Genomic DNA, 22,363 nt, shown 5'->3' on the forward strand with positions numbered 1-22,363 from the left:
TGCAGGCACCCGGTGCTCGGGCGCCACAACGCAGCGTTGGCTATCCAGCGGGCTGGGCGTGCGCCAGCTCTTGCGCCAGTTTTTCCACGAACATCCATTCGCGTACCTTAAGGCCCGCGGCGGCATGGTCGTGCTCATCGTCCAGCAGGCGCTTGAGCGTGGCGCGCATCGACACGCGAGCCTCGTCCAGTTCCGTGCGCAGGGCCGCCAGCGCGTCAGCGTCGTCACGCGCGTCGTCCAGCATTTCGCGCCACGTCATCTGCTGCATCAAGAACGCCGTGTCCATGGACGTGTTGCTCTCGGTCTGCAGGTCCACGCCCGCCTGTTCGCACAGATAGCGGGCCCGCAGCAAGGGATCGCGCAAAACGCGATACGCCTCGTTGGCTCGTGCGGCCCATTGCATGGCGACACGGCGCTCGGCGGGGCTGGCGGTGGCATAGCGATCGGGATGCACCTGCGCCGCGACAGCTCGCCACGACGTTTCCAGTGCTTGCGCATCCAGGTCAAAGCGGGCCGGCAAGCCGAACAGGCTGAAATGGTCGTCTACAGCCAAGACTTACACCGTGAACGACTCGCCGCAGCCGCAGGTCGCCTTCTCGTTGGGGTTGCGGAACTTGAAGCCTTCGTTCAGGCCTTCCCGGGCGTAATCAAGCTCGGTTCCGTCCAGGTAAGCAAGGCTTTTGGGGTCAATGAAGACCTTTACGCCGAAGCTTTCGAACACGACGTCTTCCGGCGTCGAGTCGTCCACATATTCCAACTTGTAGGCCATGCCGGAACAGCCCGTCGTCCTAACGCCGAGCCGCAAGCCGATACCCTTTCCGCGCTTTTGCAAGTAGCGGCCGATGTGGGTGGCAGCCTGTTGGGTCAGGGTAACGGACATGATCAGCCTGCCACCGCTTCGGCCGGGGCCGAATGCTTCTCTTTGTAGTTCTGCACCGCGGCCTTGATAGCGTCTTCGGCCAGGATGGAACAGTGCACCTTCACCGGCGGCAGCGCCAATTCTTCGGCGATCTGCGTGTTGCGGATGTTCATCGCTTGATCCAGCGTCTTGCCCTTGACCCATTCGGTCACGAGCGAGCTGGACGCAATGGCGGAGCCGCAGCCGTAGGTCTTGAAACGCGCGTCTTCGATCACGCCGGCTTCATTGACCTTGATCTGCAGCTTCATGACGTCGCCACAGGCGGGCGCGCCGACCATGCCGGTGCCAACCGATTCGTCCGACTTGTCGAACGAACCGACGTTGCGCGGGTTTTCGTAGTGATCCAGAACTTTGGTGCTGTAAGACATGTTATTTCTCCACGTATTTCTTGGCGCGGGCGCTTAGTGCGCGGCCCACTGCACGGTGTTCAAGTCAATGCCTTCCTTGGCCATTTCCCACAGCGGCGACATATCGCGCAGCTTGCCAACGCGGCTCTTGAGCAATTCGATCGCGTAGTCCACTTCCTTTTCGGTCGTGAAGCGGCCGAGCGTGAAACGGATGGAACTGTGCGCCAGTTCGTCATTGCGGCCCAGGGCACGCAATACGTACGACGGTTCCAAGCTGGCAGACGTGCAAGCCGAGCCGCTGGAAACGGCCAGTTCCTTGATCGCCATGATCAGGGACTCGCCTTCGACATAGTTGAAGCTGACGTTCAAGTTGTGCGGTACACGCTGGTCCATGTCGCCGTTCAGATAGACCTCTTCGATCTGCGACAGGCCATTCCACAGCCGATCACGCAGCATGCGGATGCGCTCGTTCTCGGTACCCATTTCTTCGCGCGCCAGGCGGAAAGCCTCGCCCATGCCGACAATCTGGTGCGTAGCCAGCGTGCCCGAGCGGAAACCGCGCTCGTGGCCGCCACCGTGCATTTGCGCTTCGATACGGATGCGCGGCTTGCGACGCACATACAGCGCGCCGATACCCTTCGGGCCGTACGTCTTGTGCGCCGAAAACGACATCAGATCAACCTTCAGCTTTTGCAGGTCGATTTCCACCTTGCCAGTCGCCTGAGCGGCGTCGACGTGGAAAATGATGCCCTTTTCGCGGCAGATTTCGCCCAGCGATTCGATGTCCTGGATAACGCCGATTTCGTTGTTCACCATCATCACCGACACCAGCACCGTATCAGGTCGCAGCGCGGCTTTGAACGTGTCCAGGTCGATCAGACCGTCGTCCTTCACGTTCAGGTAGGTGACTTCAAAACCCTGGCGCTCCAGCTCGCGACAGGTATCAAGCACCGCTTTGTGCTCGGTCTTGACGGTGATGACGTGCTTGCCGCGTTCCGCGTAGAAATTCGCAGCGCCCTTGATGGCTAGGTTATTGGACTCGGTCGCGCCAGAAGTCCAGACGATCTCTCGCGGGTCGGCGTTGACCAGCTTGGCGACTTCTTCGCGGGCGCGTTCGACGGCTTCTTCCGAATCCCAACCATACGCATGGCTACGGGAGGCCGGATTGCCGAAGTTCTCGTACAGCCACGGCACCATCTTGTCCACGACGCGCGGGTCGACGGGGGTGGTGGCCGAATAATCAAAATAAATCGGACGGGTGGTCATGTCTACAACTCCTGATACTGCTTATACGGTGGCGTTAGCCGCGACGGTCGTGGTCGGGGAATTGGCAGCGGCATTGGCGCCGCCCACCCGATTGACACGTACTGCGCAGGCCTGCGCTTGATTGCTGGCTTCCTGCAACTGGCGCACGCGCTGCTGATCGACCAGATCTTGCAGGGACACCGAATCCAGGTAATCGACCATCTTGCGGTTCAACGTCGCCCAGAGTTCGTGCGTCATGCACTTGCCGGGCTTGCCGTCATTGCCGCTTGTACAGTCGCGCTTGCCGCCACAGCTGGTGGCGTCCAGCGGCTCGTCCACTGCAAAGATGATGTCCGCGACGGTCACATTGCGTGCAAGGCGCGCAAGCGAATAACCGCCGCCCGGGCCGCGCACGCTGTCCACGAGTTCGTGGCGACGCAATTTCCCGAACAGCTGTTCCAGATAGGAAAGCGAGATGTTTTGACGCTGGCTGATGGCCGCAAGAGTGACCGGGCCGCTGTGCTGGCGCATCGCGAGATCGATCATGGCAGTCACGGCGAAACGCCCTTTGGTAGTTAGCCGCATGGTGGGTTCCCTGTGATTCGGCAATGGCCGCCAGCGAATCCGGCGGTCAATACCCGAGTAATTGGGTCAAGTATAGCCTATTCCCGACTAATTTGGTATGGCTCCTGGCCAGAAAAAACCGCGCTGTTGCGCGGTTTTTTCGTTGCCATGTACCCCAAGAGCCGCACTGTGGGCGGCTCTACGGAAAAGCGGTCAGGCCGCTTGGTACTGGGTAGCGCGCTTGCGGACCAATTCCAGGACACCTTGGCAGGCGTCTTCCAAGTAATCGAGAACCTTGCCAAAACCATCCGCGCCGCCGTAGTAAGGATCGGGCACAGTGGCCTCTTCAAACTCATTGGCGAAGCGCATCAGCAGCATCAGCTTGTGCTGATAGGTCTTGGGGCACTGCTGCTGCATCGCAGACAGGTTGTCCCAATCCATGGCGAGGATAAGATCGAAGTCGCGGAAATCCTCTGCGGTGACCTGACGGGCCTCACAGTGCGTGATCTCGTAGCCGCGTTTACGTGCCGCAGCCTGCGCCCGGGCATCAGGCGCCTCGCCGATATGAAACGCATGCGTGCCCGCAGAGTCAATGCGAACAACGTCGCTCAACCCCGCGTCATTCACCAAATGGCGAAACACGCCCTCTGCGCTCGGCGAGCGACAGATATTGCCCATGCAAACGAAAAGTACCTTGGTCATCATGGGAGTAAGTGTGAGGGAAAACCCGAGATAAGGCAAGCTTTTTTTGCAAAGAAACAAATGAGTAAAGGTCGGCCCGAGCGTTAAAACATCCCTTTAATATCAATTAGTTATCGAGATATTTAAACGTCACCCCTCCACCCCCAGTGGGCGCCAGGCGCCCTTTCCTGCTGTGCGCGCATATCGACCGTCCTCCGCACCATTTTCAGCATTATGTCAGCTACCTGTCAGCCCATACCGACGCGCTGCGCGGCGCGAGCGCTTATACGGCCCCATCAAGAAGAACACGTTGCTTCAGCGCGGTAAGCGCATCGCGCGCGGCAGCGGCCTGCTCGAATTCCAGATTTCGAGCGTGGTCCATCATCAGCTTCTCCAAGCGCTTCAACTCGCGAGCCAAGGCCTTCTCGTCCTTGAGGAACTCGGCCGGCACGGCGGCTTCGAGGGCGTCGTGCTGCACTGGCGCGACGATGCCGTCGATCAGCTCACGCACGGCCTTGCGGACGCCGCGCGCCGTAATGCCATTGTCGATATTGAACTGCAGCTGCTTGGCGCGCCGACGGCTGGTTTCCTCCATCGCGCGCTGCATCGAATCCGTAATGCGGTCTGCATAGAGAATGGCGTGGCCGTTCAAGTTGCGGGCCGCCCGGCCAATCGTCTGGATCAAGCTGCGTTCGGATCGGAGGAAGCCTTCCTTGTCGGCGTCAAGAATTGCCACGAGCGAAACTTCGGGAATATCCAGCCCCTCGCGCAGCAGGTTGATGCCCACCAACACATCAAAGGTGCCCAGGCGCAGGTCGCGCAGGATTTCCACGCGCTCGACGGTATCAATGTCGGAGTGCAAGTAGCGCACCTTGACGCCGTGTTCGCTAAGAAAATCCGTCAAATCCTCAGCCATGCGTTTGGTCAGGGTGGTGACCAGCACCCGCTCGCCCACCGATACCCGCGCCTTAATTTGGCCCAGCAAGTCGTCCACCTGGGTGCGGGCCGGCAATACCTCGACCAAAGGATCGACCAAGCCGGTGGGCCGAACGACCTGCTCAACGACGTTGTCAGCGTGTTCTTTCTCGTAAGCCGCTGGCGTGGCCGACACGAAGACGCATTGGCGCATCCGCGCCTCGAATTCTTCAAGCTTGAGGGGCCGATTGTCCATCGCGGATGGCAACCGGAACCCATATTGCACCAACGTTTCCTTGCGCGACCGGTCGCCGCGATACATGGCGCTGAGCTGGCCAATAGTCACGTGGCTTTCGTCGATGAACATCAGCGCGTCGGACGGCAGGTAATCGATCAACGTGGGTGGCGGCTCGCCTGGTGCGGCGCCGGACAGGTGGCGGGAGTAGTTTTCGATCCCCTTGCAAAAGCCTAACTCCTGCAGCATTTCCAGATCGAACCGCGTGCGCTGTTCCAGCCGCTGGGCTTCGACCAGATGGCCGTCGTCCACGAAGCGTTTGACACGCTCTCGCAGTTCCACCTTAATCGTTTCAATCGCGCGCAGAACCGTATCGCGCGGGGTGACGTAATGCGACCCGGGATACACGGTAAACCGTGGCAGCTTTTGCCGAATGCGGCCCGTCAGGGGATCAAACAACTCCAGGCTTTCGATCTCGTCATCAAAAAGCGTCAGGCGCAGCGCCAGCTCGGGGCTTTCTGCCGGGAAGATGTCGATGGTTTCGCCACGGACCCGGAACGCCCCCCGCGTGAATTCGGCGTCATTGCGGGTGTATTGCATGGCAACCAGACGCGCCAGGATTTCCCGCCGCGAGATCTGGTCACCGCTGCGCAGAATCAAAACCATCGCGTGGTAGTCGCCGGGATTACCAATACCGTAGATGCAAGACACCGTGCCGACAATAATGGTGTCGCGGCGTTCAAGCAGGCTCTTGGTAGCCGATAGACGCATTTGTTCGATGTGCTCATTGATGGACGAATCCTTTTCAATGAACAGGTCGCGCGTCGGGACATAGGCCTCGGGCTGGTAATAGTCGTAGTACGAAACGAAATACTCGACCGCGTTCTTCGGAAAGAACTCCCGCATTTCGGCATATAGCTGCGCCGCAAGCGTTTTGTTGGGCGCCAACACCAGCGCAGGGCGTCCCAACCGCGCGATCACATTCGCCATGGTGTAGGTCTTGCCCGAGCCCGTCACGCCCAGCAGCGTCTGGAACATCAGGCCGTCTTCGATACCCTGGGTCAACCCGTTGATCGCGGTGGGCTGATCGCCGGCCGGAGGATAGGGCTGGAACAGCTGGAACGGGCTACCGGGATATTCCACAAAGCGCGGTTCCGCGCCAGCAACGGGCGGTGCGTCAGCCGATACTGGTACCACGGCATTTCCAGCGAGATTCTGGGCCAGATCTCCCGCGCCGCTCGGGTCTATTGGGCTGTTTGGCATGCTAGACTGTTCCAGGGTAAACCCCCCATTATCCACAGCACCTCGTACTGCGTCCACCCATCCTCATCAGAGTCCCATGAGCAACCTTTTCGATTCCGTCGAACTCGCGCCGCGCGACCCCATTCTTGGTCTGAACGAACAATTCAACGCGGACACGCGTCCGGGTAAAGTCAACCTGGGCGTGGGCGTGTACTACGACGACCAGGGACGGATCCCCTTGTTGGGCGCCGTTCGCAAGGCCGAAACCGCCCGCATCGAAGCGGCCGCCGCTCGCGGCTATTTGCCCATCGAAGGCATCGCCGGCTACAACCAGGGAGCTCAAGCCCTGTTGCTGGGTAAGGATTCCGCGCTGGCCGCAGCCGGTCGCGTGTTGACCACCCAAGCGCTGGGCGGCACCGGCGCGCTTAAGATTGGCGCCGACTTCCTGCGCCAATTGCTGCCCTCTTCCAAGGTGTTGATCAGCAACCCCAGCTGGGAAAACCACCGTGCGCTGTTCGAGCGCGCCGGCTTTGAGGTCGGCACGTATTCGTACTATGACGCCTCCACTCGCGGCCTGAACTTCGAAGCCATGCTGGCGGACTTGAAGGCAGCCCCGGCGCAGACCGTCGTCGTGCTGCACGCGTGCTGCCACAACCCGACCGGTGTGGACCCCACGCCGGAGCAATGGAAGCAGATCGCCGCGGTTGTGAAGGAAAACAACCTGGTTCCGTTCCTGGACATCGCCTACCAGGGCTTTGGCGAGGGTCTGACCGAGGACGCCGCTGTCGTGCGCATGTTCGCCGATCTGGACATGACCATGTTCATCAGCTCGTCGTTCTCGAAGTCGTTCTCGCTTTACGGTGAACGCGTGGGCGCACTGACGATCGTCGCTGGCAGCAAGGAAGCGGCGGGCCGCGTCCTGAGCCAGCTCAAGCGCGTCATTCGCACCAACTATTCCAACCCGCCAACCCACGGCGGGACGGTGGTGTCGACGGTGCTGAACACGCCGGAACTGTTCGCCATGTGGGAAGAAGAACTTGCCGGCATGCGCGACCGCATCCGCCTGATGCGCAAGCAATTGGTGGAAAAGATCAAGGAACACGGCGCCAAGCAGGACTTCAGCTTTGTCCTGCAGCAACGCGGCATGTTCTCGTACTCGGGCCTGACGTCGGCTCAAGTGGATCGCCTGCGCGAAGAGCATGGCGTGTACGCGGTGTCCAGCGGCCGCATCTGCGTGGCTGCGCTGAACAGCGGCAACATTGACAAGGTAGCTGCCGGCATCGCCGCCGTGCTGTAACCCCTGCCAGTACGGGCCGTCCACGGCCCTGTTATGACGAAACGGAGCCCTAAGGCTCCGTTTTGCTTTCGGGCCCGCCGCCGGCTTGCTTTTTTCCGCTACGTCCCCCAGAATGGCGCTGTATATATGTACAGTCCGCTCATACCGGATCATCGCCATGGCCAGCAAACTCACCGACCGCCAGCAACAAATCCTGGACCTCATCCGGCAGACCGTCACGCGCACGGGCTTCCCGCCAACGCGTGCCGAAATCGCCCAGGCCCTTGGTTTCCGTTCACCGAATGCGGCAGAAGACCACCTTAAGGCATTAGCCCGCAAGGGAGCCATCGAGCTCACCGCCGGCGCCTCGCGCGGCATACGCTTGAAAGACGGGCCCTCCCAGTCTCAGACGTCTCTGGCCATACCTTCTTTGGCGCAGTTGCTGCTGCCGTTGGTCGGGCGCGTTGCGGCAGGCAGCCCTATCCTTGCGGCCGAACACGTCGAACGCGAGGTTGGCGTGGACCCCCATCTTTTTGCCCAAGCGCCCGATTACCTGCTGAAGGTGCGCGGCATGAGCATGCGAGATGCGGGCATTCTGGAAGGTGACTTGCTTGCGGTGAAGAAGGCCTCTGAAGCGCGCAACGGCCAGATCGTCGTGGCACGTTTGGGCGACGACGTGACGGTCAAGCGCCTGCAACGCACCAATGGGCACATCGAACTGCTGCCGGAAAATCCGGACTTTCAAACCATCATCGTTGAAGCAGACCAAGAGTTCGCGCTGGAAGGCATCGCCGTCGGTTTAATCCGTACGCACGCGTTGCACTGACGCGGCACGGGGGTAGATCAGGCACGGTCTGCCTAGCCTTGCCGTAGCGTTCGCTTGGCAATAGCCATAGCCAAAGTCACCGCGATGGCCAAAACGATGGCCATAAAAAACCCCGCCACGTGGCGGGGTTTTTTGTTGGGCGACCATACTTCGGACGTCCAGCCATACCAGCTGATCAGTGCTTCAGAACCGGGTCCGTCGAGCCGGGCTCGGCAGGCTTGGTCACCAGCGCGTCTTTGACGGCTTCTTCCTCGGCCAGAGGCTCCGGCAGACGCTCCAACGCTAATTCCAGCACCTTGTCGATCCAGCGGACCGGCACGATCTCAAGTTGGTTCTTGACGTTATCCGGGATCTCCGCCAAGTCCTTGACGTTTTCCTCGGGAATCAAGACCGTCTTGATACCGCCACGGTGGGCCGCCAGCAGCTTTTCCTTCAGGCCACCGATAGGCAGCACTTCGCCGCGCAGCGTGATCTCACCGGTCATGGCAACATTGGCGCGAACCGGAATGCGCGACAACGCCGAAACCATGGCCGTGGTGATGGCGATACCCGCGGACGGGCCGTCCTTGGGCGTCGCACCTTCCGGCACGTGGACGTGCATGTCGTGCTTCTCGAAGACGCTGTCGGCAAAGCCCAGGCGACGAGCGCGGGACCGCACCACCGTGCGAGCCGCTTCCACCGATTCCTTCATCACGTCGCCAAGCGAACCCGTACGCTGGATCACGCCCTTACCCGGCATGTCCGCCACTTCGATTGTCAGCAGATCGCCACCGACCTCGGTCCAGGCCAGACCGGTCACCTGACCAATCTGGTTTTCCTTCTCGGCCATGCCGAAGGTATAGCGGCGCACGCCCAGGTAGTCGCTCAGGTTGTCGCCCGTGACGTTGACCGGCTTGACCTCGATGGTCTTGCCTTCCGCCTTGGCACGATCATTCTGGGTCAGCAACTGCTTGATGACCTTGCGGCAGATCTTGCCCACTTCGCGTTCAAGGGCGCGCACACCGGCTTCCCGGGTGTAATAGCGAACGATATCGCGCAGCGCACTGTCATCGACCGTCAGTTCGTTGTCCTTCACGCCGTTGTTCTGCATCAGCTTGGGCAGCAGATGGTCGCGAGCGATATGGATCTTTTCCTCTTCCGTGTAACCGGACAGGCGGATCACTTCCATACGGTCCAACAGAGCCGGCGGGATGTTCAGCGTGTTGCTGGTGGCGACGAACATGACGTCGGACAAATCGAAGTCGACTTCGATGTAGTGGTCCTGGAACGTGTGGTTTTGTTCCGGGTCCAGCACTTCAAGCAACGCCGAAGAAGGATCGCCGCGGAAGTCCATGCCCAGCTTGTCGATTTCATCAAGCAGGAACAAGGGATTGCGCACGCCGACCTTGGACATGTTCTGCACGATCTTGCCGGGCATCGAACCGATGTAAGTACGGCGATGGCCTCGGATCTCGGCCTCGTCACGCACGCCGCCCAGCGCCATACGCACGAACTTGCGGTTCGTGGCCTTGGCAATGGACTGGCCCAGCGAGGTCTTGCCGACGCCCGGGGGGCCGACCAGGCACAGGATCGGTGCCTTGACCTTGTCTACGCGCTGTTGCACGGCAAGATATTCGAGAATGCGTTCCTTGACCTTTTCCAGACCGTAATGGTCGTTGTCCAGCACCGTCTCGGCGTTGGCGATCGAGTTGTTGATCTTGCTCTTCTTCCTCCAGGGGAGGTTGATGAGCGTATCGATGTAGTTGCGCACCACGGTGGCTTCGGCCGACATGGGCGACATGAGCTTGAGCTTCTTGAGCTCGGCATCGGCCTTTTTACGCGCCTCTTTGGGCATGTGGGCAGCGATGATCTTCTTTTCAAGCTCTTCGAGGTCCGCGCCCTCTTCGCCCTCGCCCAACTCCTTCTGAATGGCTTTGACCTGCTCATTCAAGTAGTAGTCGCGCTGGCTCTTTTCCATCTGCTTCTTCACGCGGCCGCGAATCCGCTTCTCGACCTGAAGAATGTCGATTTCGGTTTCCAGCTGGGTAAGCAGACCTTCAAGGCGCTCGGACGTGCCGACGATCTCGAGCATTTTTTGCTTCTGCTCGAGCTTCAGCGGAAGATGCGCGGCGATCGTGTCAGCCAGGCGACCCGCATCGTCGATGCCGGCCAACGAGGTCAGGATCTCCGGAGGGATCTTCTTGTTGAGCTTTACGTACTGTTCGAACTGGGCAACGATCGCGCGGCGCAGGGCCTCGGTTTCGGAGCCCTGCATGGCGTCCGGCTCGATCGGCGTCACCTGGCAGGTGAAATGCGAATCGGCATCTTCGATGCTGTTGATGCGGGCACGCTGAGTGCCTTCGACCAGAACCTTAACGGTGCCGTCGGGCAATTTGAGCATCTGGAGGATGCCGGCAACGCAGCCGATCTCGTAGACGTCTTCGGGGGTGGGATCATCCTTGCCGGCGGATTTTTGGGCCACCAGCATGATGCTTTTGCCCGCTTCCATCGCAACCTCGAGCGCGCGAATAGAGCGCGGACGGCCGACGAACAGCGGGATGACCATGTGCGGAAACACCACGACGTCGCGAAGTGGGAGCAAAGGCAGGTCGATCGGGTCGGAAGGCAGGGTCTGGCTGGCAGACATAGGAGGTTCCTCGGTATGACTCGGCGTATCGGGGACGGGGAGCCTGGGAGAGAGTACCCGGGCTATCCGCGTCAGTTACGTCTGTTATGGGAACAATAGCCGAAAATTCAAGATCCCGGCTGCCGGATAGGCAAAAGGCAAAAAAAAATGCCCCGGAGGGCACTCCTACGGCAAAAAAACCCGTTACAGGAACGGGCTTTTTTGAAATATCAGGCTGCAGCGTCGCGGACTTCTCCACGCTCCGGCTTGTCGGATTCGCCGGCTTCGTCCGCATAGATAAGCAAGGGCTTGCCCTCGCCTTCGATTGCGTTCTCGTCGACGACCACACGCTTTACGTTGCCCTGCGAAGGCAACTCATACATGGTGTCCAAAAGCGTTTGTTCGATGATCGAACGCAAGCCCCGGGCACCCGTCTTACGCTTGAGCGCCTTGCGGGCAATCGCCTTCAATGCCGCAGGACGCAGGTCCAGCTCGGCGCCTTCCATGGCGAACAGCTTCTGGAATTGCTTGAGCAAAGCGTTTTTCGGCTCGGTAAGGATCTGAACCAATGCCGCTTCGTCCAGCTCGTCCAGCGTGGCGACCACGGGCAGACGACCCACCAGTTCCGGGATCAAGCCGAACTTGATCAGATCTTCGGGTTCGACTTCCGAGAACAGCTCGCCTACACCGCGTTCGGATTTGGCACGTACCGAGGCCGAGAACCCGATGCCGGACTTTTCGGTACGGTCACGGATGACCTTTTCCAGTCCGTCGAAGGCGCCGCCCACGATGAACAGGATGTTGGTCGTGTCCACTTGCACGAAGTCCTGGTTCGGATGCTTGCGTCCGCCTTGCGGGGGTACCGAGGCAACCGTACCTTCGATCAGCTTGAGCAACGCCTGCTGCACGCCTTCGCCGGAAACGTCGCGCGTAATGGATGGGTTGTCCGACTTGCGGGAAATCTTATCGATTTCGTCGATGTAGATAATGGCGCGTTGCGCTTTCTCGACTTCGTAGTTGCAGTTTTGCAGCAACTTCTGAATGATGTTCTCGACGTCTTCGCCGACGTAGCCGGCTTCGGTCAGCGTCGTGGCGTCAGCCATGACGAAAGGCACATTCAGCATGCGCGCCAAAGTCTGCGCCAACAGCGTCTTGCCCGAGCCCGTGGGCCCGATCAGCATGATGTTGCTCTTGGAGAGCTCGACTTCGTCACCCTTGATCTCGCCGTGACGAATGCGCTTGTAATGGTTGTAAACCGCCACGGCCAGCATGCGCTTGGGCGAGTTCTGCCCAATGACGTACTGATCGAGGAAGGTCTTGATTTCGGCCGGAGTGGGCAGCTCGGAACGAATCGCCGCGCGCGCGGTCGCTTGCGCTTCCTCGCGGATGATGTCGTTGCACAGATCTATGCATTCATCACAGATGAACACCGACGGACCCGCGATCAGCTTGCGGACTTCATGCTGGCTTTTATTGCAAAACGAGCAATGCAGCACTTTTGCGTCTGCCGATCCCTTTTTTTCAGGCATATTTGTTTCGTATCTCAGGTAAAGATGCGCCAGACCGATAACGGGTCCAGCGCATGCGCTTACTCAAACTTGGTGGCAGCGGGTTCGGATCAACCTGGAAGTCAGCCTTCCGAGCGGGAGCTCATCACCTTGTCCACCAATCCATACGATACCGCATCTTCGGCGGACATGAAGTTGTCACGTTCCGTGTCCAGGCCGATTCGCTCCATCGACTGGCCGGTGTTGTCGGCCAGGATCCGGTTAAGACGTTCGCGCAGGTCCAGGATCTCGCGAGCCTGGATCTGGATGTCGGACGCTTGGCCCTGGGCGCCGCCCGACGGCTGGTGGATCATGATCCGGGAGTTGGGCAGCGTGAAACGCTTGCCCTTCTTGCCAGCCGCCAGCAGGAACGCGCCCATGCTGGCCGCCAGGCCGGTGCACAGGGTCGATACGTCCGGCTTGATGAACTGCATGGTGTCAAAAATGGCCATTCCCGCATACACCGACCCGCCAGGCGAGTTGATGTACAGGGAAATGTCCTTGTCAGGATTCTCCGATTCCAGGAACAGCAACTGCGCCACAACCAGGTTGGCCGTTGCGTCATTGACCGGACCCACCAGGAAAATGAGCCGTTCGCGGAGCAGACGCGAATAGATGTCGTAGGCGCGCTCGCCGCGCCCCGACTGCTCGATAACCATGGGAATGTAGCCCAGGCCGGTGGGGGTCACCGAAGACCCGCCATTCATTGCCGCATAGAAATCGGTGAATCTCTGCATAGTGTTACGCCATCCCCATCAACTGATCGAAAGGCACCTTTTCTTCGGTGACCTTAGCTTTTTCCAGAACGTGCGCGACGACATTGTCTTCCAGCACGATAGCCTCGATTTCAGCACGACGCTGGCGGTCAGCCAGGTAATAGCTGACAACCTGAGCGGGTTGTTCGTAGTTTTCCGCGAATTCTTCAATGCGCGCACGAACTTGCTCGGGCTTGGCTTGCAACTGGGCTTGCTTGACCAGTTCCGACACCAGCAGGCCCAGGCGGACACGGCGTTCGGATTCGGTCGAGAAAGCTTCAGCCGGGATCGGCACGGACTCGGCGTTGGGGATGCCACGCTGCTTGAGCTCTTCGCGGGCAGCGGCGACACGGCCTTGAACGTCGTTGTCGACCAGCGCCTTCGGCACGTCGAACTTGCCGGCTTCGACCAAGGCGTCCATGACGCTGGACTTGGTGCGGCCAGCCGAACGGACCTTGACTTCGCGCTCGATGTTGCTGCGGATGTCGGCCTTCAGCTTTTCGACGTCGCCTTCGGCTTGGCCGAGGGACTTGGCGAATTCGCTGTTCAGTTCGGGCAGAACGCCTTCAGCCACTTCCTTGACGGTAATGGTGAATTCGGCGGTCTTGCCGGCGACTTCCACGCCTTGGTAGTCATCCGGGAACTTCAGTTCGAAGACCTTGGTTTCGCCAGCCTTCAGGCCGCGAGCGGCTTCTTCGAATTCCGGCAGCATGCGGCCTTGGCCGAGCACGAACGGGAAGTCTTCGGCCTTGCCGCCTTCGAACGGCACGCCGTCGATGGTGCCGGCGAAGTCCAGCGTGACGCGGTCGCCATCTTGCGCGGCGCGGCCTTCACGGGCTTCGAACGTGGCGCGCTGCTTGCGCAGAACGTCCAGGGTTTGTTGAACTTCGGCGTCGGTGACGGCGGTTTCGTAGCGCGTGACAGCCAGCGCCGACAGATCCGGCACGGCAACTTCAGGGTAGACCTCGAACGTGGCGGTGAACGCCAGCGTGTCGTCGGTAACGCCTTCAGTCTTGGGTTCGAGGTTCGGGGCGCCAGCGACGCGCAGCTTGGCGCCGTCGATGGCTTGTTCGAAGGCACGGCCAACTTGGCTATTGATCACGTCGTAGCGAATGCTGGGGCCATGGCTACGCTCGAGCATGGCGAGCGGAGCTTTACCCGGGCGGAAGCCGGGGACCTTGGCGGTGCGAGCCACGCGCTTTAATTGCGCCTGGACTTCCTTTTCGACGTCGGCCACCGAGACGGCCAGATCAACACGGCGCTCCAGGCCGGAGAGGGTTTCAACCACAGGCTGCATTAAAAGACCTATTTTCCGAGAGATGAGATTACGGGCGGATAAACGCGCCATTTTACCGGAAACTTCCGGAACCCTGACGCAAAGGGGCGCGAGCCCCGGAATTGCCCGGATACTCGCGCCCCGTTTTCCGCCCGAAAAGGGAGGGCGAACGTCGCTTTGACGCCTTATTTGGCCTTGGCGATGCGGTCTTCGATGTGTTGAGCGCGCTTGGCCGAGGACGGGTGCGAGCTCATCATATCGCTCTTGCCGCCATCAAGCTCGGCAAGCTTCTGGAAAGCCGTGACCAAGCCCCGCGTATTGAGCTTCTTGGCCTGCAACTGATCGAACGAATAGTCGTCCGCAGCGCTTTCCTGTGATTGCGAGAACTGCGCGTTGATGAACTTTTCGGTCAGGTCACCCAATTGCGACGAATTCAGAGCTGCAACCGTGGCGCCACCCGCGGCACCGGCGGCATCGCGCGCGGCGGACACGGTGTAGGCAGTTTGCATGGCCTTCTTGCTATGGCCCAGCGCAACGTGGCCGATTTCGTGGCCGACCACGCCCATGACTTCGTCGTCCGTCATCATGTCCATCAAGCCGCTATAGACGCGGATGCAGCCGTTGGCCATGGCCCAGGCATTGACGTCCTTGGTGATGTAGACCTTGTAGTTGGCCTTTTGACCATTGACGGTGCCGCCCAGCGCCTTGGCGATCTTTTGCAGACGCGCATCGTACTTGCTGCCCGGCGCGGCAATCTTTTCTTGGGAATCGCTTTGCGCGCACGCCTTGTCCGACAAGGTCTTGATTTCGGCGTCGCTCAAGGTGGCAGCTTGCACAACCTTGCTGCCGGCGCCCACCAGGCCGCCGATGTCGAAGGCATGCGACGCGGAATAAGGGGCAAGCGCGACGGTCAACGCGGCAACGGTGTAGCGGATCTTCATGGGAACAAACTCCTCTTGACTGACTCTATGCGAGCGAGGCGGCAATTCTATATATGCCGAAAGCGCTCCAAGCGTTTCGCCACAGAGTTTCGCAAATGGCAGTTTCGCTTACATAAAAGTCGGGCAAACCCTGTGCGGAAGTGCTAGCGGGCCGCGACGACACGACGCGGCTTTGTCATAAAAATCTGCTGCCGGCGTCGTCTTGGCGTTGTTAGAATTGCCGCCGCGCTTTTATCGCAAACAACAAATGGCTCGCACCCAACATGATTGAACCCTCCCCTCCCCGCCTGGGCCTATTGCCCAGTTTGATCTTCAGTTCGCGCTGGCTGCAATTGCCGCTGTACCTTGGGCTGATCGTGGCGCAAGGCGTCTACGTCATGCTGTTCCTGAAAGAGCTATGGCACCTGCTGACCCACGCCAACAGCTTTGGCGAAATGGAAATCATGCTGCTGGTGTTGGGCTTGATCGACGTGGTCATGATCTCGAACCTGCTTGTCATGGTGATCGTCGGCGGATACGAAACCTTCGTGTCACGACTGCGCTTGCAGAACCATCCGGATCAACCGGAATGGCTAAGCCACGTGAACGCCAGCGTGCTGAAGGTGAAACTGGCGATGGCGATCATCGGCATCTCGTCCATCCACTTGCTGCGCACGTTCATCGAGGCGGGCACGATCGGTACGCCGAACGCGCGTTTCACCGAAGCCGGCGTCATGTGGCAAACAATCATCCACGCGTTGTTCATACTGTCCGCATTGGGTATCGCGCTGGTCGACAAGCTGTCGACTCCGGCCGTGCATAAGCACTAAGGCACTAAGGCACTAAGACAGCAAGGCATTAAGACGCGCGCGCCGACGCGTTGCGTTTGTCGTAAAAAAAAGCCTCCACACATTGCGTGTGGGGGCTTTTTTATGGGCCGAACACCGGGCGCACCCGGGGCGCTACCCGCAAAGCGTCAGGCCGCGACCTTGATGTTTTTGGCGCTGGGACCCTTGGGACCGGTACCAACCTCGAAGGTGACGCGCTGGTTTTCCTGCAGGGACTTATAGCCTTCGCTGCGGATTTCAGAGTAATGGGCGAAAAGGTCTTTGCTGCCGTCGTCGGGCATGATGAAGCCGTAACCCTTTTCGGCGTTGAACCACTTAACGATGCCGGTTGCCATGGATTGTCCTTGAACCTAAAAGATGCGATTTCTCGCGGGGCGCCAGATCATCAAGGATGGGAGAGGAAGCAACCGCAGCACCACTGACGGCGACAAGTTGACGCAGACCGCGTCGCTTGAAAATCTCGCTGAACTCAGTGTATTGGTGAACCCGGAAAAACGTCAAATATGCGAATGGTCGACGCATGCGCGAAGGTTGTCGGCAGGCGCGGGGCATATAAGGACGAATATTTTCACATTGGTATGAAAAGATACATGCCGATACCCACTGACTTCGCGTCAGCGCATGGGGTGCAAGCTCGGTCAGCCGGCAAATCCGCCGGCAGCCAGGAACTCATGTTCGGCCTGAGTGGTCTGTCGCCCCAACACGGCATTGCGATGCGGGAAGCGACCAAAGCGCTTGATGATGTCCCGATGCAAGATGGCCCAGCGCAGCGTATCCGGCTCCAGCGGCTCCATCAGCGCAACCCCACGGTTTTGCATGACCAGGCTTTCCGAATGCTCGAACGGCATGTAGAAGAATTGCCGCATCACCGGCTGCACCGCCAGATCGTGCCCTGCCGCGATAGCCCGTTCGGCGAAATACTGCGCCAATGGGTCGGTGGCGAACATATGCGCCGTGCCGCGATACGCGTTGCGAGGAAACTGATCCAGCAAAATCATCAGGGCCAGCGCGCCATCGGCATCTTCTTGCCAGGCATCTAGCTGCCGCGACGCGGCGGCCCAATGCGCCGTTTCGAAGCGCTGCCGGAACTCGGCGTCGAACGCATCGCTTTTGCGATACCACTGCTGCGGCCCTGCATCGGCCCAGAAGGCCACGACATCGGTCGGTTGCGTGGTTAGGGCCATCGGCGAAGAAGCAGTCATGGAAGCCGTCCTGAAGACATTGAAGCGGTACAGGCCAGCGCGGCGCTGTGGCCGCGCTGGCAGGTGCAGAATAGCGCGCCGCAAAAACAAAAAAAGCCCCCGAAGGGGCTTTTTTGCGAAAACTCAGACCTTTACAGGACCTGAATCTTCGTGGCTTGCGGGCCCTTGGGGCCATTGGCCGTCACAAAGCTGACGCGCTGGTTCTCTTCCAGAGACTTGAAGCCAGAACCCTGGATTTCGGAGAAGTGAGCGAACAGATCCTTACCACCCGCTTCCGGGGTGATGAAGCCATAGCCTTTTTCCGAATTGAACCACTTAACGACGCCGGTTTCCATACTGTATTTCCTAGAGATAATGGGCAAATGCCCGGAGGTCACGAATCAATCAAGGAGGGGACAGTAGAACAATAACGCTGAGCCGGAAAAGGCACGGCACTGAACGAAAATCGCAACGCTTGTGATCGTGTGCCGACACTATCGTTATGTTCCCCTCACAAGTCAACATAATCCTAAAAAATACGTGCCAATAATGCAACAAAGAGAAACTGCGTTGAAAATTTGCACGTTTTCATAGGCAAAACTTGTCCCTGCATAGGTGTAAACACCCATACAACATAAAAAAACAATCGGGGCTTATATAAATGCTGTCTTAACGCATACGTCTTTCATACGTCATTCGGATCAGCACTTTGGTTTGCCGTCAGGCTTACTGGTCGATAGGTAAACCCAACAGATCGAGAGCCGCGCCAAAAGCATCGGATCCCGAGCAAAGGAAAACCGCCACGTCGCCGGGATTCATATTTTCCAGGACCGGGTCGATTTGTTCTTGCGCATTATCAACATTGTCGACATTTGAAGCGTGTATATCCGCTCCGGCTTCGACTTTTTCGATGGGGACGATGTCAGCGATCGCATTGAGATCGGTTACGCCCACCACCACGTAGACGCTGATGGGCTCGCCATCCAGCGTCGTGAGCAGCTCGACGCCGCCCTCTACGTCGGCAAGGTGCCGACTTACTATTTCCATGTTCAATCTTCCTTGATCAGCGGGCTGGGCCCGCTTGGACGCACGCACCGTGAAGGTGCAATCTCACGCCCAGGCGCGACTATAACAGCCTTCGCCTAATGTTTTTTGACATTTGGGCCCAGCGACTGGCGAGCGGCCCCAGACGTGGCCGCTACGCTACGGCAGCGCACCCCTGCATCGGTCAGGACGCGGATCAGCGGCTTCTGGGCGGCCAGGAACGCACTCTTGTCATCGCCGGTGAGCTTGCAGATGAACATCTGCGCCTGCAGCTGCGTACGGCGCGCCCTGCGGTTGTCGGCTTCCTGGGCCAGCCATTCGCCGATCCAGGCGGCGGCGGCATCGGCGTCGCCTTGTTGCTTGACGTGGCCAAGCAAGTCGAAAATCGTCACGCCTTCGATGCGCTCGTCTTCGCCACGCGTCAGGTAAAGCTTGGCGGCCTGGCCCGAATAACCGGGGATCACCGCAAGGCAATCGCGTTCAGCGGGTTTCTTCATAAAGTTCTGTAGGTATGTGTCGGTTGTCGAGAACCATCGACTGTAACCCGGCCTTGCGCACCGTCGCATTCACGCCACGGAACTCTGCTATTGTCAGCCTACTATTTTTCTTACGGTGAACATCATGCAACGCGATTTCGACTTGGTCGTCACGATTCTTGGCGCCCTGCGCGACGCGCCCGGCCCCAACCTGAGCACGCACGACATCAAGAACGCCGCTTTGGCGCCGCACCCCGAAGAACAGGGCTTGCAGGTCATTGCGCATCATCTGGACCTGTTGGCCGATGCCGGCCTGGTCAAGCAAGTGAGCGAAACCGCCGCCAATGCCGGTGCCGCGCGCTGGCGTATCACCTGGAAGGGATACGACGCGCTGGAGCAGGATGAGGACGACGAGGACGACGCCGAGGAATTCGACGCCGAAGAGTGATGTAAAGGCTACAGATAAAGGCTCAGCGGCGTTGCAGGATGCGCCGCGTGAGCAAGGATGCCGCGGTGCCGATCACCAGGCTGAACATGAAGGCGGCGATGGACAGCATCGCCGACAAGTCGCCAAAGCCGCCTTGGTGAGATAGCAGCACAACGGCAGCGCAGATGGCCACGGCCAGGGCCAGCACGCCCAGCAGCACTTGCTTGACCGAGCGCAGGCGGCCACAAAGCGAACCGCCGATCAGCGCGGCCGCCACCATGGCGGCCATGGACCAGAACAAATATTCGTACTGCATGCGAACGTCTCCCCCGTAATCGTTGAGGCGTGCGCATTATAGGCGGCCCCCCGCGGGGCGCCGATTCACCAGCCGCGAAACCGTTCCCAGTGCGCCACCACGCCGGGCTCGCCGGGTCGAACGACTTCGTAGGCCTCGTGCTGGGCACACGTTGCGCAGGCGTGGTTGGGCAGGATGCGCAGCTTGGTACCCAGGGGCAGGTCCGGCAGGCGGGCAGTGCTGCCCGCGCGCAATTTGATGATGCCCTGCTCCTGGTTGGTTTCGGCCAACAGCAGATCGGGGTAGACGTTTCCCTTTACGTCGCAGACCACGCCGTACAACTGGTCGACGGCCTGCTTGGCGGTGCCGCGGTCGCGCGACATGGCCATCCACCCGGCGTCAACCAGTATCCAGCCCTTATCCGGCTGGTGTCCGATCACCGTGGTGAGCACCGAGGCGGCGATGTCGTCCATTGAGCAGACCCCCAGGCCCGCCATCACCAAGTCGAAAAACACATACACGCCCGCGCGCACTTCCGTCACGCCGTCCAGGTTGCGGGCGAAATGGGCGGTGGGTGTCGACCCCACACTCACAACCGGGCACGGCAGTCCAACCGCACGGATGGTCTGGGCGCAGCCGACCGCAGCGGCGCGCTCTTGCTCGGCCATGTCGGCGATGGCGTCGACGCTGCGGCAGCCATAGGATTCGCCGGCGTGCGTCATGACGCCGCGCAGGCTGTCGGCCGCGTGCAGCACCCGCGCAATGGCCAGCAATTGCTCGGCGTTACCCGGCTGCACCCCTGCCCGGTGGCCGTCGCAATCGATTTCGATCAACGCGGGTATCCCGCCGCCGCTGGTCTGCGCCTGCGCCGCTACCGCGCGCGCCGCGTCCAGGCTGTCGACAACCACCGTCAGGTCCACGCCGCGCTGGCGCAGCGCCAGCACACGCGGCAGCTTGCCCGGCGACACGCCCACTGCGTAGAGCAGATCGGTGACGCCGGCGGCCGCAAATTGCTCTGCTTCCTGCAAGGTCGAAACAGCGGCCGGCCCGTGGGGGCCGCTCATCACCCGGCGCGCCACCTCGATCGACTTAGGCGTTTTCAGGTGTGGGCGCAGTTGCACGCCGTGCTTGGCCATCAGCGTGGCCAGCCGCTGGATATTGCGCGTCATGCGCGTTTCGTCCAGCAGCAGGCATGGGGTTTCAAGGCTGTCGACGGTGGCGGCAAGGGTGGCGGGAGTCATGAGTGGGTCTCGAAAAAGGCGAAGGCAATGCGGAATATTCTGATTTGGTCGGTCCAAGTATGGCGTCACGCGACGCGCACGTGTTTAATGTCAGCTTAATTTTTCATTAAGTCGAAACTGAATGATCACAACGGACGACCTGCGATTTTTCCTGAGTCTCGCGGCGACGCCCTCGCTTGCGCAGGCCGCCCGGGCGCTGGACGTGACGCCCCCGGCCGTTACGCAACGGCTGCATGCACTGGAAAAGCGTCTGGGCGTCCGGCTGGTAAACCGATCCGGCAAAGGCACCGCACTGACCGACGAAGGCCGTCTATTGGCGTTGCGCGCCGGCCAGATCTGCGGCGAACTCGGCGATCTGGCCGACGAATTGGCCGGCCGCCGGGGTGTGGTGGCGGGGCATTTGCGCGTCGTCGCGCCGCTGGGCTTCGGGCAACGCTACGTTGCCGCGCTGGTGGCGGAATTCCGAAAAACCAGCGGCAACATCACCGCAAGCCTGACGCTGTCCGATGGCCCTCCCCGCTTGGCCACGGACAACTGGGACGTCATGATCCACATCGGAGAGCTGCGCGACTCGACGTTGGTGGCCTACCCCCTGGCGCCCAACCGCCGCATCTTGTGCGCGTCGCCGGCGTACCTGGCGCGCCATGGCGCGCCCGCCAAACCGGAAGACCTGCGCGACCATGACTGCATCGCGCTGCGCGAAAACGACGAAGACGTGACCTTATGGCGATTCAAGCGCGGCCGAGGCCCCGCCGTGGGCGTACGCGTATCGCCGGTGCTATCCAGCAACACCGGCGCGGCCGCCGTGCAGTGGGCCTTGGCCGGGCACGGCATCGTTGCGCGTTCGGAATGGGACGTGGCGGAACATCTGAAGGCGCGCGCGCTGGTGCCGCTGCTGGCGGGGTGGAACTTGCCGGATGCCAACGTCGTGGCGCTGGTCAAGTCGCGCCAGGAGCAATCGGCCCGCACCGCCGGTTTCCTGGCGCATCTGCGCGAAGCCTTCGCCTCGACGCCCTGGCGCGACAAGCCCTAGCCAAAGCCCATGTCAATCCAGCATGGCTTCCGCTTCGATCTCCACCAGCCATTCCGGCAGTGACAGCCCGCTGACGATGATCCATGAGGACGGCGGCGGGTCGTTTGGAAAGCGAGCGCGCAGCGCCTGGGCGATCACTTCCTGATCCTCTCGCGCGGTCTCGCAGATGTAGATGCGCAGCATGATGACCTGGGCCAGGTTGGTGCCCGCGGCGGCCAGCACACGTTCGATATTGTCCAGTGCCGCCTGGGTTTGTTCTTGCAGCCCGGGGCCAACGGTGCGTTCGTTAATGTCGACACCAACCTGGCCAGACAACAGCATTCTGCGCTGCCCGGTAACGATCACCGCCTGGCTGAAGCCGTACTGGACGGTGTTGAAAACGGTATCGGGATTGACAACGGTTCTGGACATGCGTGCTCCTGTGAACGGCGCGCCCCCACAGCACGCCGGAGCCGCCATTCTAGC

The 22,363-nt window shown here is 60.3% G+C and carries 25 protein-coding genes; 5 read left to right on the forward strand and 20 right to left on the reverse strand.

Going from position 1 to position 22,363, the window contains the following annotated elements; all coding sequences use genetic code 11:
• Positions 1-40 precede the first annotated feature (40 nt).
• From hscB to uvrB, 7 genes are all read right to left on the reverse strand, one after another.
• Positions 41-553, reverse strand: a complete 513-nt coding sequence (gene hscB, locus AC6LJY_RS07760) for a Fe-S protein assembly co-chaperone HscB (RefSeq protein WP_498135674.1) — start codon at positions 551-553, stop codon at positions 41-43.
• 3 nt (positions 554-556) lie between these two features.
• A complete protein-coding gene (iscA, locus tag AC6LJY_RS07765) occupies positions 557-880 on the reverse strand; it encodes an iron-sulfur cluster assembly protein IscA (RefSeq protein ID WP_314358940.1) in 324 nt (107 codons plus the stop codon).
• Positions 881-882: 2 nt separating this feature from the next.
• Positions 883-1,287, reverse strand: a complete 405-nt coding sequence (gene iscU, locus AC6LJY_RS07770; protein ID WP_006220174.1) for a Fe-S cluster assembly scaffold IscU — start codon at positions 1,285-1,287, stop codon at positions 883-885.
• 33 nt (positions 1,288-1,320) lie between these two features.
• The gene (locus AC6LJY_RS07775; RefSeq protein ID WP_046805794.1) at positions 1,321-2,532 is read right to left on the reverse strand and encodes an IscS subfamily cysteine desulfurase; all 1,212 of its coding nucleotides are present in this window, start codon (positions 2,530-2,532) and stop codon (positions 1,321-1,323) included.
• A 21-nt stretch (positions 2,533-2,553) separates the two neighbouring features.
• Positions 2,554-3,096: a Fe-S cluster assembly transcriptional regulator IscR gene (iscR, locus tag AC6LJY_RS07780; protein WP_006220176.1), complete on the reverse strand. Its 543-nt coding sequence runs from the start codon at positions 3,094-3,096 to the stop codon at positions 2,554-2,556.
• A gap of 192 nt (positions 3,097-3,288) precedes the next feature.
• Positions 3,289-3,780, reverse strand: coding sequence for a low molecular weight protein-tyrosine-phosphatase (locus AC6LJY_RS07785; RefSeq protein ID WP_046805835.1), 492 nt, complete (start codon positions 3,778-3,780; stop codon positions 3,289-3,291).
• A 259-nt stretch (positions 3,781-4,039) separates the two neighbouring features.
• Entirely contained in the window at positions 4,040-6,169 is a 2,130-nt protein-coding gene (uvrB, locus tag AC6LJY_RS07790; RefSeq protein ID WP_319305195.1) for an excinuclease ABC subunit UvrB, read from the reverse strand.
• Positions 6,170-6,245: 76 nt separating this feature from the next.
• Here uvrB and AC6LJY_RS07795 point away from each other — a divergent pair, with 76 nt between their 5' ends.
• Complete coding sequence (locus AC6LJY_RS07795) at positions 6,246-7,445, forward strand: amino acid aminotransferase (RefSeq protein WP_104145018.1); 1,200 nt, start codon at positions 6,246-6,248, stop codon at positions 7,443-7,445.
• 157 nt (positions 7,446-7,602) lie between these two features.
• A complete protein-coding gene (lexA, locus tag AC6LJY_RS07800; protein WP_046805797.1) occupies positions 7,603-8,250 on the forward strand; it encodes a transcriptional repressor LexA in 648 nt (215 codons plus the stop codon).
• Positions 8,251-8,425: 175 nt separating this feature from the next.
• On the opposite strand, the gene lon is transcribed toward lexA, so the two are convergent.
• The 5 genes from lon to loiP form a co-directional block, all read right to left on the reverse strand.
• Positions 8,426-10,876: an endopeptidase La gene (lon, locus tag AC6LJY_RS07805; protein WP_498135675.1), complete on the reverse strand. Its 2,451-nt coding sequence runs from the start codon at positions 10,874-10,876 to the stop codon at positions 8,426-8,428.
• A gap of 209 nt (positions 10,877-11,085) precedes the next feature.
• Positions 11,086-12,384, reverse strand: coding sequence for an ATP-dependent Clp protease ATP-binding subunit ClpX (clpX, locus tag AC6LJY_RS07810; protein ID WP_046805799.1), 1,299 nt, complete (start codon positions 12,382-12,384; stop codon positions 11,086-11,088).
• Between the two features lie 101 nt (positions 12,385-12,485).
• Positions 12,486-13,139, reverse strand: coding sequence for an ATP-dependent Clp endopeptidase proteolytic subunit ClpP (gene clpP, locus AC6LJY_RS07815; protein ID WP_006220183.1), 654 nt, complete (start codon positions 13,137-13,139; stop codon positions 12,486-12,488).
• 4 nt (positions 13,140-13,143) lie between these two features.
• Positions 13,144-14,454 (reverse strand): trigger factor, encoded by a 1,311-nt coding sequence (tig, locus tag AC6LJY_RS07820; RefSeq protein ID WP_046805800.1) that lies wholly within the window; start codon positions 14,452-14,454, stop codon positions 13,144-13,146.
• Between the two features lie 164 nt (positions 14,455-14,618).
• The gene (gene loiP / locus AC6LJY_RS07825; RefSeq protein WP_006220185.1) at positions 14,619-15,374 is read right to left on the reverse strand and encodes a metalloprotease LoiP; all 756 of its coding nucleotides are present in this window, start codon (positions 15,372-15,374) and stop codon (positions 14,619-14,621) included.
• Between the two features lie 263 nt (positions 15,375-15,637).
• Here loiP and AC6LJY_RS07830 point away from each other — a divergent pair, with 263 nt between their 5' ends.
• Positions 15,638-16,183 carry a TIGR00645 family protein gene (locus AC6LJY_RS07830; protein ID WP_046805801.1) on the forward strand — a complete coding sequence of 182 codons (546 nt, stop codon included), beginning with the start codon at positions 15,638-15,640 and terminating at the stop codon, positions 16,181-16,183.
• Between the two features lie 146 nt (positions 16,184-16,329).
• On the opposite strand, the gene AC6LJY_RS07835 is transcribed toward AC6LJY_RS07830, so the two are convergent.
• The 5 genes from AC6LJY_RS07835 to AC6LJY_RS07855 form a co-directional block, all read right to left on the reverse strand.
• A complete protein-coding gene (locus tag AC6LJY_RS07835) occupies positions 16,330-16,536 on the reverse strand; it encodes a cold-shock protein (protein WP_006225311.1) in 207 nt (68 codons plus the stop codon).
• A 303-nt stretch (positions 16,537-16,839) separates the two neighbouring features.
• Positions 16,840-17,403 (reverse strand): DUF924 family protein, encoded by a 564-nt coding sequence (locus tag AC6LJY_RS07840; RefSeq protein WP_485859015.1) that lies wholly within the window; start codon positions 17,401-17,403, stop codon positions 16,840-16,842.
• 131 nt (positions 17,404-17,534) lie between these two features.
• The gene (locus AC6LJY_RS07845; protein WP_006220190.1) at positions 17,535-17,738 is read right to left on the reverse strand and encodes a cold-shock protein; all 204 of its coding nucleotides are present in this window, start codon (positions 17,736-17,738) and stop codon (positions 17,535-17,537) included.
• Positions 17,739-18,108: 370 nt separating this feature from the next.
• The gene (locus AC6LJY_RS07850; RefSeq protein WP_498135676.1) at positions 18,109-18,429 is read right to left on the reverse strand and encodes a hypothetical protein; all 321 of its coding nucleotides are present in this window, start codon (positions 18,427-18,429) and stop codon (positions 18,109-18,111) included.
• Positions 18,430-18,524: 95 nt separating this feature from the next.
• On the reverse strand, positions 18,525-18,923 hold the full coding sequence (locus AC6LJY_RS07855; protein ID WP_498135677.1) for a hypothetical protein: 399 nt from the start codon (positions 18,921-18,923) through the stop codon (positions 18,525-18,527).
• A gap of 124 nt (positions 18,924-19,047) precedes the next feature.
• On the opposite strand from AC6LJY_RS07855, the gene AC6LJY_RS07860 reads away from it, so the two are divergent.
• Entirely contained in the window at positions 19,048-19,350 is a 303-nt protein-coding gene (locus tag AC6LJY_RS07860) for a DUF2513 domain-containing protein (protein ID WP_046805836.1), read from the forward strand.
• A 22-nt stretch (positions 19,351-19,372) separates the two neighbouring features.
• On the opposite strand, the gene AC6LJY_RS07865 is transcribed toward AC6LJY_RS07860, so the two are convergent.
• Together AC6LJY_RS07865 and AC6LJY_RS07870 are read right to left on the reverse strand one after the other, a co-directional pair.
• Positions 19,373-19,645, reverse strand: coding sequence for a hypothetical protein (locus tag AC6LJY_RS07865; protein ID WP_046805806.1), 273 nt, complete (start codon positions 19,643-19,645; stop codon positions 19,373-19,375).
• 65 nt (positions 19,646-19,710) lie between these two features.
• The gene (locus AC6LJY_RS07870; protein WP_498135678.1) at positions 19,711-20,865 is read right to left on the reverse strand and encodes a DSD1 family PLP-dependent enzyme; all 1,155 of its coding nucleotides are present in this window, start codon (positions 20,863-20,865) and stop codon (positions 19,711-19,713) included.
• Between the two features lie 121 nt (positions 20,866-20,986).
• On the opposite strand from AC6LJY_RS07870, the gene AC6LJY_RS07875 reads away from it, so the two are divergent.
• Entirely contained in the window at positions 20,987-21,898 is a 912-nt protein-coding gene (locus tag AC6LJY_RS07875) for a LysR family transcriptional regulator (RefSeq protein ID WP_143215426.1), read from the forward strand.
• A 12-nt stretch (positions 21,899-21,910) separates the two neighbouring features.
• Here AC6LJY_RS07875 and AC6LJY_RS07880 read toward each other — a convergent pair whose 3' ends face one another.
• The gene (locus AC6LJY_RS07880; protein WP_498135679.1) at positions 21,911-22,309 is read right to left on the reverse strand and encodes a RidA family protein; all 399 of its coding nucleotides are present in this window, start codon (positions 22,307-22,309) and stop codon (positions 21,911-21,913) included.
• Between the last annotated feature and the right edge of the window lie 54 nt (positions 22,310-22,363).

This window comes from Achromobacter sp. RT286_PF (assembly GCF_059760425.1).

Coding starts and splice junctions, on each gene's coding strand:
- lexA (WP_046805797.1), top strand. CDS start 7,603: ATGGCCAGCAAACTCACCGACCGCCAGCAACAAATCCTGGACCTCATC.
- AC6LJY_RS07775 (WP_046805794.1), bottom strand. CDS start 2,532: ATGACCACCCGTCCGATTTATTTTGATTATTCGGCCACCACCCCCGTC.
- AC6LJY_RS07850 (WP_498135676.1), bottom strand. CDS start 18,429: ATGGAAATAGTAAGTCGGCACCTTGCCGACGTAGAGGGCGGCGTCGAG.
- AC6LJY_RS07875 (WP_143215426.1), top strand. CDS start 20,987: ATGATCACAACGGACGACCTGCGATTTTTCCTGAGTCTCGCGGCGACG.
- AC6LJY_RS07830 (WP_046805801.1), top strand. CDS start 15,638: ATGATTGAACCCTCCCCTCCCCGCCTGGGCCTATTGCCCAGTTTGATC.
- iscA (WP_314358940.1), bottom strand. CDS start 880: ATGTCCGTTACCCTGACCCAACAGGCTGCCACCCACATCGGCCGCTAC.
- loiP (WP_006220185.1), bottom strand. CDS start 15,374: ATGAAGATCCGCTACACCGTTGCCGCGTTGACCGTCGCGCTTGCCCCT.
- AC6LJY_RS07840 (WP_485859015.1), bottom strand. CDS start 17,403: ATGACTGCTTCTTCGCCGATGGCCCTAACCACGCAACCGACCGATGTC.
- AC6LJY_RS07785 (WP_046805835.1), bottom strand. CDS start 3,780: ATGATGACCAAGGTACTTTTCGTTTGCATGGGCAATATCTGTCGCTCG.
- clpP (WP_006220183.1), bottom strand. CDS start 13,139: ATGCAGAGATTCACCGATTTCTATGCGGCAATGAATGGCGGGTCTTCG.
- lon (WP_498135675.1), bottom strand. CDS start 10,876: ATGTCTGCCAGCCAGACCCTGCCTTCCGACCCGATCGACCTGCCTTTG.
- uvrB (WP_319305195.1), bottom strand. CDS start 6,169: ATGCCAAACAGCCCAATAGACCCGAGCGGCGCGGGAGATCTGGCCCAG.
- AC6LJY_RS07845 (WP_006220190.1), bottom strand. CDS start 17,738: ATGGAAACCGGCGTCGTTAAGTGGTTCAATTCGGAAAAAGGCTATGGC.
- AC6LJY_RS07865 (WP_046805806.1), bottom strand. CDS start 19,645: ATGCAGTACGAATATTTGTTCTGGTCCATGGCCGCCATGGTGGCGGCC.
- AC6LJY_RS07835 (WP_006225311.1), bottom strand. CDS start 16,536: ATGGCAACCGGCATCGTTAAGTGGTTCAACGCCGAAAAGGGTTACGGC.
- AC6LJY_RS07855 (WP_498135677.1), bottom strand. CDS start 18,923: ATGAAGAAACCCGCTGAACGCGATTGCCTTGCGGTGATCCCCGGTTAT.
- tig (WP_046805800.1), bottom strand. CDS start 14,454: ATGCAGCCTGTGGTTGAAACCCTCTCCGGCCTGGAGCGCCGTGTTGAT.
- clpX (WP_046805799.1), bottom strand. CDS start 12,384: ATGCCTGAAAAAAAGGGATCGGCAGACGCAAAAGTGCTGCATTGCTCG.
- AC6LJY_RS07860 (WP_046805836.1), top strand. CDS start 19,048: ATGCAACGCGATTTCGACTTGGTCGTCACGATTCTTGGCGCCCTGCGC.
- AC6LJY_RS07795 (WP_104145018.1), top strand. CDS start 6,246: ATGAGCAACCTTTTCGATTCCGTCGAACTCGCGCCGCGCGACCCCATT.
- AC6LJY_RS07880 (WP_498135679.1), bottom strand. CDS start 22,309: ATGTCCAGAACCGTTGTCAATCCCGATACCGTTTTCAACACCGTCCAG.
- iscR (WP_006220176.1), bottom strand. CDS start 3,096: ATGCGGCTAACTACCAAAGGGCGTTTCGCCGTGACTGCCATGATCGAT.
- AC6LJY_RS07870 (WP_498135678.1), bottom strand. CDS start 20,865: ATGACTCCCGCCACCCTTGCCGCCACCGTCGACAGCCTTGAAACCCCA.
- iscU (WP_006220174.1), bottom strand. CDS start 1,287: ATGTCTTACAGCACCAAAGTTCTGGATCACTACGAAAACCCGCGCAAC.